This window comes from Mariniphaga sediminis (assembly GCF_003573545.1).
Lineage (GTDB): Bacteria > Bacteroidota > Bacteroidia > Bacteroidales > Prolixibacteraceae > Mariniphaga > Mariniphaga sediminis.
On record NZ_QWET01000003.1, the window covers coordinates 205,130 to 219,437 of the forward strand.

Consider the following 14,308-nt stretch of genomic DNA (forward strand, 5'->3'; position numbering starts at 1 on the left):
TTTCTTTAGACATTAAATCCTGAACTTTAAACAGTTAGATACTCTACATTAACCCACTTTTCAGTTTCTGCCGATTTTTCCAGCGCTTCAAGTACCGATACACAATTCAGAATACTTTGATGTGATCTGGGCTCTTTCCCGGTTTTAAACATTTCTGCCATGTCAGCATAATTTTTGGGCGGGTCCGATTCTTCTACCTGTGACTTCAGTTCAACCAGGTTTTTTGGCGTTTCGACAAAGGTTTCCCACCCGTAAGCTTTCCGTTTGAAAATTAATGTGGCAAACAGGCCGCTTGAAAATTTCAGGCTGGCATTTCCGTATTGTCCGTCGCGGGTTATTTTGACACGTTCAATATCTTCACCAAACACGTACATGAGTGGCTGAACAATGTGTACCCCATAGAAAAATATACCACCGTATTTAGAATCAAGATCTGCCGGGCCGTAACAAACTACTTGTTTGACATCCATCTCCTTAACCTGCTCTTTTAAATCGAAGGTGGCAGCGTTGTATGCAGCAGAACTGTATGAAGAAACCGGTGTGCCTGATTTCCTTGCCAGTTCCAGAAACTCTTTCCCTTCCTCCGCACGATAACAAAAAGGTTTATCGATAAATGTGGGAATACCCTCTTTTATAAATGGGATAGCAGGTTCTAAGTGGTATTTCGGATGGCGGTGATCTACGATCAGCGCATCTATTTTTCCCAACATTTCATTTGGATCTTTCACCTGGTAAGGGATATTGCCGCGTTCCATAGCCCGTTTGGCAAATTCATCGGTTTCGCCCCACACGTATTTCACTTCCATCCCCGGAAATTTTTTGTCTGTGTTGAACATCTTTCCATAGCCGATGGTGTGCGAGTTTTCAGCACCGATGATGCCAATGCGGATTTTTTTTTCAGCTGGTACAGAAAAGGCAGACTGTGTTACTATTCCCGGAGTAACAGCAGCCATGGCGACACCTTTTCCCGCTGTTTTGATAAAGTTTCGTCTTGAACGCATCTTTATCAGTTTAAAGTTTCATTTCCCAACCTTTTTCATACTCTCTCGACCACAGTTTCTCTGCTTGCCTGTCACCAACAATGTGGCCATTTTCAGGATTGATTTCCAGAGAGTGTCCCACACGTTGGGCGATGTTCCCCAATTGGACAAGTAAGGTACTTTTGTGTCCTGAATCAATATCGGCTACGAGGCTCTCGCCCGAATAAATATTGTTGAAGAGGTTGCGAATGTGCAATGAATCCAGGTGGCTCGACGGGTTGGACGCGTCGCGCGGATCTACTTTCTTTTCATTTTTCACTTCTTTTACAACATTGTTTTTCAGGTCGAAAACAGTATATTCGTTTCCACCCGGAATAAACATACTTCCCTTTTCTCCATAAAAGATAACGCCTACAGAAGTTCCCTGTATGTGTTTCCCGTTACAGCTTCTTCCTTCCCAACTCATCGAAACACCTTCCTTGAAGTCGATATTAATAACCTGGGTGTCAGGAGTTTCCCAGTCGTCAGAGTAATGGAAACGTCCGCCATTTGAGCTAACTTTTACCGGGTAATCAACTCCAAATCCCCATCGCATGATATCTACCATATGGGTTCCGTTGTTGAGCGCTTCGCCGGTTCCCCAGTGCCAGAACCAGTGCCAGTTATAATGTACGATGTTGTCTTTGTAATCCTTGCGTGGTGCCGGTCCCTGCCAGAGATCCCAATCGAGCCATTCCGGCACGGCGGCATCTTTACCAACCCCAATAGGTCCTCTGTTATTGGTGTACCATCCTTTCCCAAAGTAGGGGCGTCCGATAATTCCGTTTTTCAGTTCGGTAATGCCTTGTACTACATTTGGAAAAGAACGACGTTGGTTCCCCATTTGTATTGATTTGTTGTAGCGGGCGGCAGCTTTTATCAGAATTTCTCCTTCAGCAGGATTGTGGCTGCATGGTTTTTCGAGGTAAACATGTTTGCCTGCCTGCATGGCCAGCAGTGCTGCAGGAGCATGCCAGTGGTCGGGCGTGGCAATCACCATCAGATCAATGTCCTTACTTTCCAGCGATTTTCTAAAATCCTGAAAACCCTGTGGTTTTGGATCCTGTACCTTCTGGACTCTTGCTGAACATTTTTCAATGGCCCGTGTATCAACATCGCAAATGTGAATTACATCGCAATTTTCCTGGAAAGCAAAATTCTGTGCCAGCGCACTTCCTCTTGAATTCACTCCCATTACTGATGCGCGCAGTTTTTGGTTGGCACCCATTATTCGGCGGTAGCTCGAAGCACTGAATCCGGGGAGGATTCCTCCTGCCACGATAGCGGCTGAAACACCTGCGGATTTTTTAATAAATTCCCTTCTTGAGTTATTCTTTATCATCTTAGTAAAATATTTAAGTTATTGTATCTTTCGTTTCGTTCATGAAGAGCCGGTTAAAACTGATGTAAAAGTCCAGATTTTCATAAATGATGATGTCCAGCGGAACATGTTGTATTTTTTCAGGCTCTTTTTTGAAAACAAAATAATCGAATAGTGTTTGAATGGCTCTTTTCCCCTGTTGGAAAGGACCTTGGGAAATGATAAAATCGATTCCCCCGGTTTTTAAATGATGGGCGTTATCTTCCACAAGGTCGTAGCCTACCACCCGGATGTCCAGTTCATGTTGCCGGTGATATTCAGAAACAAGAAATGATTTGGAGTTGGTTACAAATACACCTTTTACAGAAGAATTTCTGATATAAAATTTTGTCAGTTCCCTGAAAACGGTCTCTTTATGGGTTGAACTTATGGTTAGGACTTGAATCGGCCTTTCTTTTTCCAACCCTTTGTTTTGGAAATATTCCCTAAACCCATCTTCTATCCGGCGAAGGGCAGCAGCGTTTTCAAATCCTTTTACCATATTTACAATAAGGATTTCGCTGTTTTCGGGTAAAACGGAATTCAACAATTTACCTGCAATAAAAGCACTGCGTTTTACATCAGGGCCAATATATGAAAGGCTGTTCCCGCCAGGAAGATCGGCATCAATAAAAATATAAGGGATTTTCTTTTTCTTCAGTTTTTCTGTAAATGTTTTACTTTCCTGAAGGAAAAGGGGAGCCATAATTACACCATGTGGTGACGCATTTAGAATGTTGCCGGCCTGTTTTACAAAAGAAGTTTCGTCAAAAAGATCGTAATAATAATATTCCACTACAATCCCGTAGTCATTAAATTGTGCGGCAGCTACGTCAATGCCCTGTGTGGGTATCGACCAGTAATGTCCGGGGTACGGTGTAGATGGGATAAGGGCACAAATTGTAAAGCGATTTCCTAATGCGAGGGTGCGGGCAAGCAAATTGGGATTGAAATTGAGCTCTTTAATGGCCTCTTCTACTTTTTCCCTTTTTGCAGGAGATACTTTGCCCCTGTTATGAATAACCCGGTCAATCGTTCCAACCGAAACATTGGCATGCCGGGCTACATCCTGAATTGTTATTTTTTTTGTTTTTCCCACCAATTTACAATCATTGATATTCTGCAAATCTATTCAAATGATTTTCAATTACAAAAAAAAAGTGTGTGCGCACACACTTTTATGTGTGGAGGGAATTCTGTTTGGATTTTAATTTCTTGTAAAATAGAATTATAAGTATATTTTTATTTTTTTAACTATGTTGTAAAACACAAAATATGTGTGCCTGCACATATTTTTATCGGGGAGATAATTAAATCTTTGCAGCAGATTACCGACAATTGATTATCATTACAAAAAAAAGAGGATGGTTGTACAGGTTTTACTTTTGGTTTTTGGATTGGTGCTGTTAATCAAAGGCGCAGACTGGCTGGTAAGTGGGGCTGCCTCGCTGGCAAAAAAATATCATGTTTCGGATTTGGTGATTGGGCTGACCATTGTCGCTTTTGGAACCTCAATGCCGGAAATGGTGGTGAATGTGATTGCTTCGGTACAGGGATTTAATGATATTGTATTGGGAAATGTACTGGGGAGCAATATTGCAAATCTGTTTTTAATTCTGGGCATAACCGGAATTATTTACCCTCTTGTGGTGCAGTCAAGTACTACATGGCGGGAAATTCCGTTGTCGTTGCTTGCCGTTATTCTTTTGTTTTTACTTGCCAATAACCTGTTTCTTTTCGAAGGGCCTGTCATTTCGAGGTACGACGGTTTTATTTTATTGCTGATGTTTGGGGTTTTTATGTTTTATATTTACCGTCTTTCTAAAACAGATACTGCCCCCAATGATGTTGCTGTCAGTGATATGTCAGGTTTTAAGATTTATACATTTATAATAGTCGGGCTTGCCGGCCTGGTGATTGGTGGCCGGCTTGTGGTTGACAATGCCGTTAAAATTGCCACCGTTCTCGGACTCAGTGAAAAAATTATCGGTTTTACCATTGTCGCTGTTGGTACATCACTACCAGAGCTGGCTACATCGGTGGTTGCTGCTTTAAAAAAGAATACCAACATTGCCGTCGGTAATATCATCGGGTCTAATATTTTTAATATTTTTCTGGTTATTGCCATTAGCTCGGTGGTTAGTCCGGTAACCTTTAATGTCAGTTTTAATACAGACATTTATCTGTTGGCGGGAGGTACGCTTTTCCTTTTTGCAGCTATGTTTACAGGTGGACGAAAAAGGTTGGATCGCTGGGAGGCTGTCATTCTACTTATAGTTTACCTGACTTACACGACCTGGTTGGTTGCAAAGGAGCTGTGAAATGTATAATTGCGAAAAGGGTTATTTTTCTCCCATTAATCCAATCACATTCCCTGCCATTACTTTAATGCCCGTTTCAATGGTTTTTTTGTAGTCGGGATTCAGTCTTGGTGAATGCAATGGGTAGGGTTCTTTTCCTTCGGCTTTTAATTGTTTCATTAAAGCAGGTTCCGTACTTCCGAGCCAGATAAGGCAAATTGGAACGTTCTCGGGGGTACGACCGTATTTCCCAAAATCTTCCCCTACCATAGCCGGTGGGGTTTCCTGAATGTTTTCACTTCCAATGATTTCAGTGGCGAACTGAAATGTTTTTTGGCTCAATTTTTCATCATTTATTACAGGTGGGGTTTCTTTTTCGTAAATATGGACAAAAGGTAACTGATCTTCAGGCATGCCGGCCATTTGTGCTGCCGAATGGCTAATGCGTTTAATTGCGGCAATTACTTTTTTTATCACTTCATCGGAATAATAGCGGAGGGTTAATTCCATTTTTACCTCATCGGGGATGATGTTGGGACGTGTGCCTCCGTGAATGGAACCTACCGTGACCACGGCCGGTTCCAGCGGGCTGATTTCGCGACTGACAATAGTTTGCAGATCCATAACAATGCGTGAAGCAATGACTACCGGGTCGATACATTTTTCCGGGTATGCACCGTGCCCTCCCTTGCCGAAAACTGTTATTTCTGCTGTTTTAACGCCGGCAAAAACGGGTCCGCCAATCAGTCCGATGGTTCCTGATTCGAGCGAGGGATTAATATGATAGGCCAGAGCGTAGTCAGGTGTCGGAAAGCGGGAGAACAACCCTTCATTGATGGCCTTGTCAGCGCCGCCGCTATATTCCTCTGCCTGCTGGGCAATCACCAAAAGTGTGCCTTTCCAGTGCTCCTTCAGTGCAGCCAATGTATGAATCGTTCCGGCCCAGACCGACATGTGAATGTCGTGGCCACAGGCGTGCATTACCGGCACTTCTTTCCCATCAGTAGTTTGACTGGTTTTGGTGCTGGCAAATTCCAAACCTGTTTTTTCTTCAATGGGAAGTGCGTCCATGTCGGTACGCAACATTACCACCGGACCATTCCCATTTTTTAAAATTCCCACAACGTTGTTGCCTCCAAAATTCTCTGTCACTTCAAATCCGGCTTTGTGTAATTCCGAAGCCATTCGTTTGGCCGTTTCAAATTCCTGAAATGACAACTCAGGGTTTTGGTGAAGGTACCTGCAAAGCTCTAATGCATAGCCGGTCTGTCTTTGGGTTTCCTTTTCGATTTTTTCTCTGATCTGAGGCATTGCATCTATTTGAATTATTATGGCAATACCTATCAGAAATAGTTTTAAGTTCATCTGAATTTTGATTTGAAATATTCCTTGTTTAGAACATCTGAAAATACAGAATGTTCTTCAGAAAAAACCTTCAAAGATTCTGAATCTTTGAAGGTTCAATAACTGTCGGAATAATTTTTTTCCTATTTGGAAATGGGAGTCAGTACGAAATTACGATACAACACCTTTCCATGGTCGCCCTGCAGGTAGATAGGGCCCGGTGCAAATACATCAGCCTTAATAGCTCCGCCAGTAGGGCCGTAAGCCGGCTGGTTGTTGATGACTGTAACGCCGTTTAGTTTGACAGTTACATGGCGATCGCACAGGGTTATATCCATTGTTTGCCATTCCCCGGCAGGTTTTTCTGCAGATACCGACGGGGTAATTCGGCTGTATAAAGCTCCCATGTTGTGCGAATCAGTTTCTTTTCCGTAAGAATCCAATACCTGAATTTCGTACATGCCACGCAGGTAAACTCCACTGTTGCTGCCTTTCGGAACATTTACTTCCAGTGTCAGGTTAAAATCTTCAAATTCCTCTTTTGTACGAAGGTTGCCATACGAAATATGTTCTCCCTCCTTTTTAACCGGATCATTTACCAGTATACCATCAACTGCTTTGAAGCCGTTGGTTTGCTTTGGATTGATTAGTTCCCACCCTGAAAGATCTTTACCATTAAATAGTTTCACCGGTTTGCCGAATTTTAATTTCGACAAATCGGGTGCGGGAGGAACATCGGGGAGTTTCCAGCCAGAGAATTTCAACTGAGTTGCTTCCATTCCGTCATTCGAAGGTTGGACTGAAACTCCTTCGAGTTTGTCTCCTGAGCGGGTGATTTTGAACAGGTGCGGAGCAGCCATGTTACGTTCTTTTCCGTCGTTCCCGGTACGTTTTACTTCCCGGGTTCGGGAAACCACTAAAGTGTTGTTGTCCATTAAAAAAACATGGGCTACCGGCGTAACACTTCCGCCTCGCCAAAGCAATTCGGCATCAAGGAATCCGTTGTTTTCAAAAACATGAAGCCAGCCAACTGATCCGCCTTCGATTTCAAGTGTCCACATCCCGTAAAAATCGTCAGGGGAATTTTGGGCGCGGGTAAACATTACTGTCATTAAAACCGCAATGAGCGATACAAATAATTTTCTCATTTTTTTTAGGTTTTTTGATTTAAATTCTGAATCGTACAAACATACGAAAAGATTGAATGCAATGATCCTGTTTGGAATATGTTCTCCGTTTGCAGGGTGGACAGAAGGGGCTGCCCGATAAATAAAATAACCCGGCGGAATAATTATACTATTTGCGAGTGTTTTTTTATAGCCTTGAGATTATCATACGAAGTAAACAATACACATATAAAAATACAGAGTCAGTGCATTGTATATATTATTTGCTGATTTTACTTTAACCCGTTTTGTTCCAGGGGTTATTTCATGGTTAGTCCTTTGGGTTTCATTTCCCAGTATTTACCTATCATATCGCCATCCCAGGTATTTGTTGTATTTTCAATATCGTATATGATATCAACCATGCTTTCGTCAAGAAAAATAGATTTGCCTTCAGGAACTTTTATGGTAATGTATACTTCCTGGTCGCGCCACTTATCTCCTTCTTCCAGGAAAAAATACGGTTCGAAAAGCAGCATCGAATCTTTTAATTGGTAATTGTACTCCAGATCAGAGGCATGCTCCCGCGCACTTTCGCGTGTCCGGCCCCGTGAAGATTTTTTTACGCTGACAATAAAAGTTTCCCCGCTTGCTTTTTCAACATCTAACCGGGGGTTTCCGAGAATTACTTTCTCTCCGTTCATTTCTATCACTTTCAATTTGTTTAGATCCCAGCTTTGCGTTGCATTTCCTTTATAATTATCTTCTGTCATTTTTAAATAAAGCGTTTGACAACTGTCACACTGAATGTTAGAGCTTTCTACCACCGATGACCGGTTCCTGAAGTTGCTCAATTGGCCAGTGGAGATCACAAACAGCATGATAAGGGCAACCAGCCATACGCCAACCATTCCAAGGCCGACTGCTGCGTTGTTTGATTTATATCTGAAAACCAGTTTTGATCCAATGTAAAGCATGGCCAGTAAGGGGATTCCTGCCAAAATGCCTACAGCAATGAGTCCCAGTTTAACGGTTCCCGGTTCTACAAGGTATTTTAAAATGTCCGGGAAATGTATTTCGGGCCCCCAAATCATTGGCCATCCCTGAACAAATGAATGACCGATTACCAGTGAGGATATCATCCCAAGTAACCCAAAAAATCCGGATACAATAAGGATAACGCCAATAATTAATACGGTAATTTTAAGGAGAAGCTTAAAAACACTGTAAGTTACCTCACCCGCGTTTTCTACTTTTTTTTTCCCTTTTGTATAGGTTTCCGATTCCCTGAACTTTTTATAGCTTTCTTTCACCTCCTTTACCTCTTCCCGAAAGGATTTTTCAATGTTTTTTACGGTGGCTTCCTGGCCTCTCATTTCCAGTCGCTGGGCAGTGGTAACCGCCTTGGGTACAGCTATCCAAAGCACCAGATAAGCCAGTAACGCAGCACCGGAGGTTGCGAAAAATAACACGGCAAAAATTATCCGTAAAATTACAGGGTCCATATTAAAATAGGCTCCCAATCCACCACAAACACCTCCCAAAACACGATGTTCCGGATCGCGGTAAAGCCTGCGTTTTCTTTTTGTCTCTGATGAAAAAGTTTCCTCTTCATCTCCTTCTACCTCAGCAAAATCTTCAGGCGTCCCCATCGTTTCAATTACATATTCAACCCAGTCGAGGGTAATTACCTTTTTGTCATCTGACGCTTTTTCGATAAAAATTTCGGCGATCCGCGCCTCAATGTCGGCCAGAATTTCTTTGCCTTCTTCTTCGTTTCCAAAATGGTTTTTTAGTTTTACCAGGTATTTTTGCAGCACATCATACGCATCTTCTTCGATGTGAAAAACAGTACCACTGATATTAATTGTGAATGTCTTCTTCATATTGTTTTTTATTTCCTATTCGAAATTTTGGTTTGTCGGAATGGTTTAAACCCTGTTTTTTTTGATTTTGTCAACGGCTTCAACCAGCTCGGACCACGAGCCACCCAGTTCGCCCAGGAACTTTCGTCCCTTTTCAGTCAGTTCATAATACTTACGAGGCGGCCCCTGAGTTGATTCTTCCCAACGGTAAGCCAGAAGGCCGGCATTTTTGAGCCTTGTAAGCAATGGATAAAGGGTCCCTTCCACGACAATCATTTTTGATTCCTTCAGCGCCTGGATGATGTCACTTGCGTAAAGCGGCTTACCATCCAGCACCAGAAGAATGCAATATTCGAGCACCCCTTTCCTCATCTGCGCTTTTGTATTCTCCAGTTTCATTGTGTCCCTTCGTTAATTTTTTGTAATTGTTTCCAAATGGTTTTGTTGGCGTCCACCTTACAGTTCAAGCGCCGGGTCGAAAGCTTTGTCGAAGGAATACCAGTTTGTACTTTCCTGTTCCGAAAGTACAGATGCGCTATCTTTTTTGGATGTTTCAACCATCGCATTTGCAATTTCATTGAAACTGCTATGGGTTAAAAGTTTTTCCCAAAACTCCTGCGCACTCACGGTAATACTTATCAGGACAATGCTAACGACAACGGCGGCCAAACGTAGGGCTGCTTTCCGAAAATCTGATTTTGTTTTCATGGCTTTTATTGTTTTCATGTTTGCTGTTTTTATTTTTTTTCTGTTTCCATTTCCATTATGACGCTATGTTTTATTATATGTTACACCTTACAAAGAACTTTTTTTAAAAAACTACTTTTATATACCCTGATATTGGTATTGCAAATATATGAATAAAATTTAGTACTATGCAAAACAAAGTACTATTTTTTTGAGATTGATGTAAAAAAAAGTTTAACCCAATTTTAAAAGCGCCTTTTATAAGGTATTTTTGTGTTCTCTTTCAAACAATTCAGACAAAAAACGGTTTTTTTTGTAAATGAATTTTTATTTTTACCGGCTGATTCAAAAAGGACATTCTGAAATTTAGAGGAGATGGAACAGTTACAAATCGAGCGAATGCTGGAGGAGAAAGGATTTATTGAAGAACAGATAGATCGGGATATAAAATTGGTTGAAGAAATTAACCGGCTCAGAAAGGAAAAGAATGCGGTTATTCTCAGTCATTTTTATGTAGAGAGTGAATTGCAGGATATTGCCGATTATGTGGGCGACAGTTTGGGACTAGCACAAGCTGCAGCCCAAACAAAAGCAGACATGATTGTGTTTGTGGGAGTTCACTTTATGGCGGAGACGGCAAAAATTATTAATCCCGAGAAGAAAGTGATTCTTCCCGACCTGAAAGCAGGGTGTTCGTTGGCAGAGTCGGCCCCGGCAGATGATTTTGCTGCATTCAAGGCCAAATACCCCGAACATAAAGTTATTACGTATGTAAATGCTACCGCAGCATTAAAAACGATGTCGGACATTGTATGCACATCCGCCAATGCAAAAAAAATAATTGACAGTTTCCCGGAAGATGAAAAGCTGATTTTTGGCCCTGACAAAAACCTTGGGAATTACCTTAACAGCGTTACCGGACGCAATATGGTATTATGGGATGGTGCCTGCATGGTGCACGAAAAGTACTCAGTAGAAAAGATTATCGATTTAATGGATCAATACCCCGAGGCCGAATTTATTGCACATCCCGAATGTGAACAGCCGGTTCTTTTATTGGCCCGTCACATAGGCTCTACTACATCGCTGTTGAATTATACAAAAAGCAGCCCGGCCAGGAAATTTATTGTGGCCACTGAAAGTGGGATTTTGCACCAGATGAAAAAGGCTTGTCCCGACAAACTCTTTATTCCGGCACCTTCGGTTGATTCCACCTGTGGATGTAACGACTGTACATACATGAAGCTGAATAGTATGCAAAAGCTGTATACTTGTATGAAACACGAACAACCCGAGGTGACATTACCCCGCGATGTAATTGAAAAAGCACGAATTCCCATTGAAAGGATGTTGGAAATCTCAAAATAGATTTTTTACCACAATTGGCCGGGAGCAGATTGGGAGTTTGATACTAAATGTTTTATTGCCGTTTTTTTGCTTTCCCGGGTCGGGAAATAAAACCAATACCAACATTAGCAAAACACCGGCAGAATTACCAATGTATCTGCAAGTGGCAACGTTTGTGAAACAAATTTAGAATGAAGTAAGGTATATTGAATTAAGTAACTGCAACTTCAGCATTAATTCCCCCCGCAGTTTGCCCGTTCATATTTTTCCATTAGATCGGTTAGCAATTGCAGTTCCATTAGATCTTCATCTGTTTTTTGTGATCCACACAGTCCTATGAAGCGTTTTAGAGCTTCACGGTAATCATCCTCCGTTTCTATTACAACTATTTTTTCCATACTAGTGAGCATCGAGCCAGTTTCCTGCATCATTCATTTCTACGGTAAGGGGGACTCCTAAATCAATAGCATGTTCCATTTCTGTTTTTACAATATTTTTAACTTTCTCCAGTTCAGATTTCCATACGTCGAAGTTCAATTCGTCATGTACCTGAAGTACCATTTTTGATTTTAATTTTTCTGCTTTGAACTGCTTGTAAATATTAATCATCGCCACCTTTATGATATCTGCAGCCGATCCCTGAATGGGCGCATTAATAGCATTTCGTTCTGCCACTCCGCGCACCACTGCGTTGGCTGAGTTGATATCATTTAAATAACGTTTGCGGCCTTTAATTGTTTGCACATACCCTTTCTTTCCCGCCAGTTCTATCTGTTTGTCCATAAAGGCTTTAATTTTCGGGAAGCTTTCAAAGTAACCGTCGATCAGTTCTTTGGCTTCGGTGCGAGGTATGTTCAGGCGTTGTGACAGCCCGAATGCGGAAATACCATATATAATACCAAAGTTGGCAGTTTTAGCTTTTCGGCGCATATCGGAAGTTACCTCGCTTTCCGGTACTTTGTATATATTGGCTGCTGTGATGGCGTGGATATCTTTTCCCTCTGCAAACGCTTTCAACATCTCGTCATCCTTGCTAAGCGCTGCCATAATACGCAACTCAATTTGTGAATAGTCGGCCGAAAGAAAGGTGTGTTCCCCGTCGGAAGGGATAAATGCCCGCCGTATTTCCCGCCCGTTTTCGTCGCGGATAGGAATATTCTGCAAATTCGGGTTCACCGAACTAAGGCGTCCGGTCGCTGTAATGGCCTGGTTGAAAGAAGTGTGTAGTTTCCCGGTTTTTGGATTCACCATTTGCGGCAATGCTTCCACGTAGGTAGAAAGTAACTTTTTCATTCCGCGGAAATCCAGAACTTTGTTCACAATGGGATGCTTGTCGGCCAGTTTTACCAGCACTTCTTCCGAGGTGGAGTATTGTTTGGTTTTGGTCTTTTTAGCTCCGCTGCTGGCTGATATTTTTAGTTTTTCGAAAAGAATAGGCCCGAGCTGTTTCGGCGACGAAACGTTGAACTCTTCACCTGCCAGCTCAAAAATCTCTTTTTCAACCTGAATGATTTGTTCCCGGAGTGTAACTGCATATTCTTTTAAAACCGCTGAGTCCAGTTTTACCCCCGCCTTTTCCATGTGTACCAGTACCGCCACCAACGGCATCTCTATCGTCTCAAACAGTTCGCGCATTTCAAACTTATCCAGTTCAGGGTCGATGGCATCTTTCAGTTGCAATGTGAGATCGGCATCCTCACAGGCATAGTCCCGCAGTTTTTCTTTGGAAACCGACCGCATGCTCAACTGGTTTTTCCCTTTTTTGCCGATGAGGTTTTCGGTAGGAACTTTTCCGTAGTTAAGGTAAATAGAGCAGAGGTGGTCAAGATTATGCTTTTGTTCAGGCTGAATCAGGTAGTGGGCCAGCATGGTATCGTAAAGTTTTCCTTTCACTTCAATGCCGTAGTTGGCCAGCATAAGCATGTCATATTTTATATTTTGTGCAATTTTTCCAATGTTTTCATCGGCAAAAACCTCACGGAATTCATCCAGTACCTTTTGAGCTTCTTCACGTTTTGGGGGCAATGTTACACAGTAAGCCTCGTGTTTGCGAAAAGCAAATGAGAGGCACACAATTTCGGAAGAGTGGGTGTCGAGGCCCGTTGTTTCCGTATCGAAACAGAATGCGTCGGACACTGCCAGTTCAGCACGCAGGCTGGCTCGTTGCATTTCGTTTTCCACCAGGTAATACTGATGGGGAATTGTTTCAATATTCTCTTGTTTTTTTGCAGAAGGTTGTGTTGTTTCCACATCACCAAAAAGAGTCTGCTGAACAGGAGTATCGGTTTTGGCATCTTCTAATCCAAGACGTTCGGAGAGTGTCCGGAATTCCAGATCTTCAAATAGTGCTTTTAGTGCTTCCTTGTTGATTTCTTCCCGGGTAAGTCCTGTTTTGTCAAATTCAATAGGTACGTCCTGAATAATGGTTGCCAGTTTCCGGGAAAGGCGCACCTGCTCTTCGAATTCAATGAGGTTCTCTTTTTGTTTCCCTTTCAGCTTGTCAATGTTCTCATAAATTCCATCGATGCTTCCAAATTCGGCAATTAGCTTTTCTGCCGTTTTTGGGCCAATTCCCGGGCAGCCGGGGATGTTGTCGGAGCTGTCTCCCATTAATCCAAGGATGTCAATAACCTGTTCCGGCTGTTCAATGCCAAAATTTTTCTTCACTTCCTCCGGCCCCCATACCTCAGCAGCTCCTCCCTGTTTTGCCGGTTTATACATCCGAATCTGGTCTTCTACCAGTTGGGCATAATCTTTATCAGGGGTCATCATAAAAGTGTCGAATTTTTCTTTTTTGGCTTTTTTGGCCAGGGTTCCAATCACATCGTCGGCTTCAAAACCTTCTTTCTCGATGATGGGAATATTGAATGCTTCTATAATTTTCCGGATGTAAGGAATGGATTTCCGTAAATCTTCGGGCATCTCTTCCCGGTTGGCTTTGTATTCTTTGAACATTTCGTGACGGAAAGTAGGCGCCGAAACATCGAATACTACGCCGATATAATGAGGCTCCTCTGCTTCAAGTAATTGTATCAGCGAGTTGGTGAATCCCAGCATGGCCGAGGTATTTACTCCTTTTGAGTTGAACCGTGGGTTGCGGATGAATGCATAATAGCTGCGATAAATCAATGCGTAGGCATCAAGCAAAAAAAGCTTTTTCGGGCTGTCTTCTGTCATAATTATCTTTTTAACGCGAAGATGAAGAAACGCAGGGATTTTCCCGGGGATTCAAATCTACTTTAGGACCTGTGGCTCTGAATCACCAGTTCTGTAAAACACC

The 14,308-nt window shown here is 42.3% G+C and carries 12 protein-coding genes; 2 read left to right on the forward strand and 10 right to left on the reverse strand.

The window, feature by feature from the left end:
* Positions 1-26: 26 nt before the first annotated feature.
* From D1164_RS05180 to D1164_RS05190, 3 genes are read right to left on the reverse strand one after another with little or no spacing between them, the layout of a single operon-like run.
* Complete coding sequence (locus tag D1164_RS05180) at positions 27-1,001, reverse strand: Gfo/Idh/MocA family protein (protein WP_119348894.1); 975 nt, start codon at positions 999-1,001, stop codon at positions 27-29.
* Positions 1,002-1,011: 10 nt separating this feature from the next.
* Positions 1,012-2,361, reverse strand: coding sequence for a Gfo/Idh/MocA family protein (locus tag D1164_RS05185; RefSeq protein ID WP_119348895.1), 1,350 nt, complete (start codon positions 2,359-2,361; stop codon positions 1,012-1,014).
* 13 nt (positions 2,362-2,374) lie between these two features.
* Complete coding sequence (locus D1164_RS05190; RefSeq protein ID WP_147372048.1) at positions 2,375-3,478, reverse strand: LacI family DNA-binding transcriptional regulator; 1,104 nt, start codon at positions 3,476-3,478, stop codon at positions 2,375-2,377.
* 265 nt (positions 3,479-3,743) lie between these two features.
* Here D1164_RS05190 and D1164_RS05195 point away from each other — a divergent pair, with 265 nt between their 5' ends.
* Complete coding sequence (locus D1164_RS05195; RefSeq protein WP_119348897.1) at positions 3,744-4,700, forward strand: calcium/sodium antiporter; 957 nt, start codon at positions 3,744-3,746, stop codon at positions 4,698-4,700.
* 21 nt (positions 4,701-4,721) lie between these two features.
* On the opposite strand, the gene D1164_RS05200 is transcribed toward D1164_RS05195, so the two are convergent.
* The 5 genes from D1164_RS05200 to D1164_RS05220 all read right to left on the reverse strand — a co-directional run bounded on the left by D1164_RS05200 (position 4,722) and on the right by D1164_RS05220 (position 9,720).
* Complete coding sequence (locus D1164_RS05200) at positions 4,722-6,044, reverse strand: M20 metallopeptidase family protein (protein ID WP_119348898.1); 1,323 nt, start codon at positions 6,042-6,044, stop codon at positions 4,722-4,724.
* Between the two features lie 122 nt (positions 6,045-6,166).
* Complete coding sequence (locus tag D1164_RS05205; RefSeq protein WP_119348899.1) at positions 6,167-7,171, reverse strand: 3-keto-disaccharide hydrolase; 1,005 nt, start codon at positions 7,169-7,171, stop codon at positions 6,167-6,169.
* A 278-nt stretch (positions 7,172-7,449) separates the two neighbouring features.
* Positions 7,450-9,015 (reverse strand): PspC domain-containing protein, encoded by a 1,566-nt coding sequence (locus D1164_RS05210; protein ID WP_119348900.1) that lies wholly within the window; start codon positions 9,013-9,015, stop codon positions 7,450-7,452.
* Positions 9,016-9,060: 45 nt separating this feature from the next.
* A complete protein-coding gene (locus D1164_RS05215) occupies positions 9,061-9,393 on the reverse strand; it encodes a PadR family transcriptional regulator (protein WP_119348901.1) in 333 nt (110 codons plus the stop codon).
* Positions 9,394-9,450: 57 nt separating this feature from the next.
* The gene (locus tag D1164_RS05220) at positions 9,451-9,720 is read right to left on the reverse strand and encodes a hypothetical protein (protein WP_119348902.1); all 270 of its coding nucleotides are present in this window, start codon (positions 9,718-9,720) and stop codon (positions 9,451-9,453) included.
* A gap of 336 nt (positions 9,721-10,056) precedes the next feature.
* Between D1164_RS05220 and nadA the strand changes: the two genes are divergently transcribed.
* Positions 10,057-11,049 (forward strand): quinolinate synthase NadA, encoded by a 993-nt coding sequence (gene nadA / locus D1164_RS05225; RefSeq protein WP_119348903.1) that lies wholly within the window; start codon positions 10,057-10,059, stop codon positions 11,047-11,049.
* Positions 11,050-11,261: 212 nt separating this feature from the next.
* Here nadA and D1164_RS23730 read toward each other — a convergent pair whose 3' ends face one another.
* Positions 11,262-11,426, reverse strand: coding sequence for a hypothetical protein (locus D1164_RS23730; RefSeq protein WP_172594343.1), 165 nt, complete (start codon positions 11,424-11,426; stop codon positions 11,262-11,264).
* A 1-nt stretch (position 11,427) separates the two neighbouring features.
* Complete coding sequence (polA, locus tag D1164_RS05235; protein ID WP_119348905.1) at positions 11,428-14,205, reverse strand: DNA polymerase I; 2,778 nt, start codon at positions 14,203-14,205, stop codon at positions 11,428-11,430.
* Positions 14,206-14,308: the final 103 nt, after the last annotated feature.

What these genes read in the sequence shown, in the direction of transcription:
- D1164_RS05180 (WP_119348894.1), bottom strand. Translation starts at nt 1,001, where the DNA reads ATGCGTTCAAGACGAAACTTTATCAAAACAGCGGGAAAAGGTGTCGCC.
- D1164_RS05185 (WP_119348895.1), bottom strand. Translation starts at nt 2,361, where the DNA reads ATGATAAAGAATAACTCAAGAAGGGAATTTATTAAAAAATCCGCAGGT.
- D1164_RS05195 (WP_119348897.1), top strand. Translation starts at nt 3,744, where the DNA reads ATGGTTGTACAGGTTTTACTTTTGGTTTTTGGATTGGTGCTGTTAATC.
- D1164_RS05200 (WP_119348898.1), bottom strand. Translation starts at nt 6,044, where the DNA reads ATGAACTTAAAACTATTTCTGATAGGTATTGCCATAATAATTCAAATA.
- D1164_RS05205 (WP_119348899.1), bottom strand. Translation starts at nt 7,171, where the DNA reads ATGAGAAAATTATTTGTATCGCTCATTGCGGTTTTAATGACAGTAATG.
- D1164_RS05210 (WP_119348900.1), bottom strand. Translation starts at nt 9,015, where the DNA reads ATGAAGAAGACATTCACAATTAATATCAGTGGTACTGTTTTTCACATC.
- D1164_RS05215 (WP_119348901.1), bottom strand. Translation starts at nt 9,393, where the DNA reads ATGAAACTGGAGAATACAAAAGCGCAGATGAGGAAAGGGGTGCTCGAA.
- D1164_RS05220 (WP_119348902.1), bottom strand. Translation starts at nt 9,720, where the DNA reads ATGAAAACAATAAAAGCCATGAAAACAAAATCAGATTTTCGGAAAGCA.
- nadA (WP_119348903.1), top strand. Translation starts at nt 10,057, where the DNA reads ATGGAACAGTTACAAATCGAGCGAATGCTGGAGGAGAAAGGATTTATT.
- D1164_RS23730 (WP_172594343.1), bottom strand. Translation starts at nt 11,426, where the DNA reads ATGGAAAAAATAGTTGTAATAGAAACGGAGGATGATTACCGTGAAGCT.
- polA (WP_119348905.1), bottom strand. Translation starts at nt 14,205, where the DNA reads ATGACAGAAGACAGCCCGAAAAAGCTTTTTTTGCTTGATGCCTACGCA.